Source organism: Nocardia sp. NPDC004718, from assembly GCF_053601535.1.
Map to the genome: position 1 here is coordinate 1 of NZ_JBSGCA010000141.1, position 2,402 is coordinate 2,402.

2 pseudogenes are annotated in these 2,402 nt (G+C 62.8%); both read right to left on the reverse strand.

From position 1 onward, the window contains the following. Positions 1-117: 117 nt before the first annotated feature. Positions 118-543 (reverse strand): annotated as a pseudogene (locus ACWEH3_RS35970) (ATP-binding protein); the annotation flags it as partial. Further along, a pseudogene (locus ACWEH3_RS35975) lies at positions 471-1,867 on the reverse strand (Mu transposase domain-containing protein). The pseudogenes ACWEH3_RS35970 and ACWEH3_RS35975, both read right to left, overlap by 73 nt. Positions 1,868-2,402: the final 535 nt, after the last annotated feature.

The following is a 2,402-nucleotide window of genomic DNA, read 5'->3' on the forward strand; positions in this document are numbered from 1 at the left end:
CTGGCTCCGAAGCACTGGGTCGATCTTTTTGGGCATGGCCCATATCCTTCCTGCTACCCCATAACGGGGCGGCAGAAAAGCCGGGGCGGTTCAGAGTGGTGGGTTGGTGGCTTGGGTTCACCCTTTCGCCGCGCGGGTGTGGGCGAGGCGGTAGGAGTCGGTGCCGGTTTCGATGATGTGGCCGCCGAAGGTGAGTCGGTCGACGATGGCGGCGCAGAGGCGTGGGTCGGTGAAGGTTCTGGTCCAGCCGGAGTAGCTATCGTTGGAAGCTATTGCCACGGAGTTCTTTTTCTAGCGCTCGAAGAGGACTTGGAAGAGCAGTTCGGCGCCGCGGCGGTCGAGTTCCATGTAGCCGAGTTCGTCGATGCAGAGCAGGTCGACGCGGCCGTAGCGGGCGATGGTCTTGGCGAGGACTTTGTCGTCGGCGGCTTCGACGAGTTCGTTGACCAGCTTGGTGGCGGGGGTGAATTTCACGCGGAAACCTTGCATTGCAGCTTCGGTGCCCAACGCGATGAGCAGGTGTGATTTGCCGGTGCCGGAGTCTGGGTGCGGGTGCGGGTGCGGCGGAGCAGTTGGTCGTATTGCGCGACCGAGGGCAAGGGGCGGGTGTCTGGTGGCAGGTGAGCGAGGCGACGAGCGGTCAGCGACGGGATGGGGTCGATCGGCAAGTCGAGATCAACCGGTGCTGGTGTGGCGGGTTGGGATTTCCGATCTTGCGTGCGTCCAATGCGACCGCGTCGGCGGTCAGGGCCCCGGATTGCAAGGCCGCGGCGAGGCCGGCGACGAGCTGGTCGTGGGGAAGGTGGCGGTGCAGCAGCAGGACCTCGACCAGGGCGCGGGTGCCGTGCTGATCACCGTGGGCTTTGCGGGCCGCCACCCACCAGGCGTCGTGGATGGGTGTGAATTTGTGTGCGGCGCGGGCTTGTTCGAGCGCGGTCGCACCGGGTAGGGCCCCAGGTTTACGCAGCAATCCTTCCAGGTAGTGATCGAGTTAGAGGCAGGTTCCACCTTTGGCCAGAAGCCGTTCGTGGCGGGCGATTTCGGTGCGCCCGTCATAGACGACCAGCTTCGAGGCGTGCAGCAGGACCCGGACTTGGCGGTCGATGAAACGGACCGGGACCGAATACTTGTTGGTGCGCACCGAGATCTGGGAGTAGCGATCGACGCGTGGAGTGAACCAGCGCCCGGTTTCCAACGGTTCGTCCGGAAGCGGGCGCAGCAGGGCCTTCTCTTGGGCGAACGTCTCCCCGATCGTGCGGGGTCGTGACCCGATCCGGCGGTTGTCGTCATCAGCGTCCCAGTCATCGATCAACGCGTTCAACTCCGCGATCGAGTCGACTTCCGGGACCGGGACGAGGTCATTTCGACGGAACCAGCCGATCTGGCCTTCGACTCCGCCCTTCTAGTGGGCGCCTTCTTGACCGGGTTGGCAGTAGAACGGTTCCAATCCCAGGTGTGATCGGAATACCGTCCAGCGCTCGGCTTCCACTCGTGCGCGGGTGAATCCGAGGACTTGGGCGACGGCGGCGCGTAGGTTGTCGTAGCGGACCTTTCCGGTTGGGACTCCACCGAGGCCGCGTAGCGCGTGCAGGTGGCCTTTGAAGAACGCTTCCTGACCTGCCGACAACGAGGCGCGGTGGATCGCTTTGCCGGAGAACGACATCGCATCGATGATCGGCTTGAACGGTTCCAGCTTCGACGGACGCGGGGTGTCTTCCTTGCGCTCAGCAGGCCAAGCCGAGGCCAGCGCATCACGGACCGTGCGATAGCTGACACCGTGCTTGCGCTGGATCTGCCTGCCCGACAACCCATCCCGGGCATCACGAAGTATCGCAGCGAACAACTCCGCCCGCGTCGATGACGCCATCGGGTTCCTTATTCGACAGTGATGTTTATATTCACGATCAGACCCACGTCGGAACAGTAATCGCAGCCTCGACGCCCAGGTTCCCAAGGTTGGCAATTAGATACGGCGCGAAGCCACAACTGGTGCACGTCAACGCATTCGCTCGATGAGCTTGCTCCCAGCTGGTGGCCTAGATGTACTGCCAGGCTGGTTGGTTGAGGGTTTGTGACGACACACTGTAGGTGGTCGGCACCGAGGGGCCGCAAGATCGTGGATCTGCGCTGGCGTCAACGACTGTCCCCGCAAGCGATCACACGATTGACCAACCTGCCTGGGCAGTACACCTAGAGCGTGTCTCGAAGTAGTGCTGCAGGTGTGAGACTGTTTGGCGGGCTGAGAGTTTGAGATATGGCGAGGTCTCCGCTAGTTGGTTGATCGACCAAGATTCAACTGAACACCGGAGACCTCGTGACCACCCTAGCGGTGACCGCGCGAGCGGATCTGACCGATGCTCAATGGGCACGGCTGGAACCGCTGCTACCTGCCCCGAAACGAC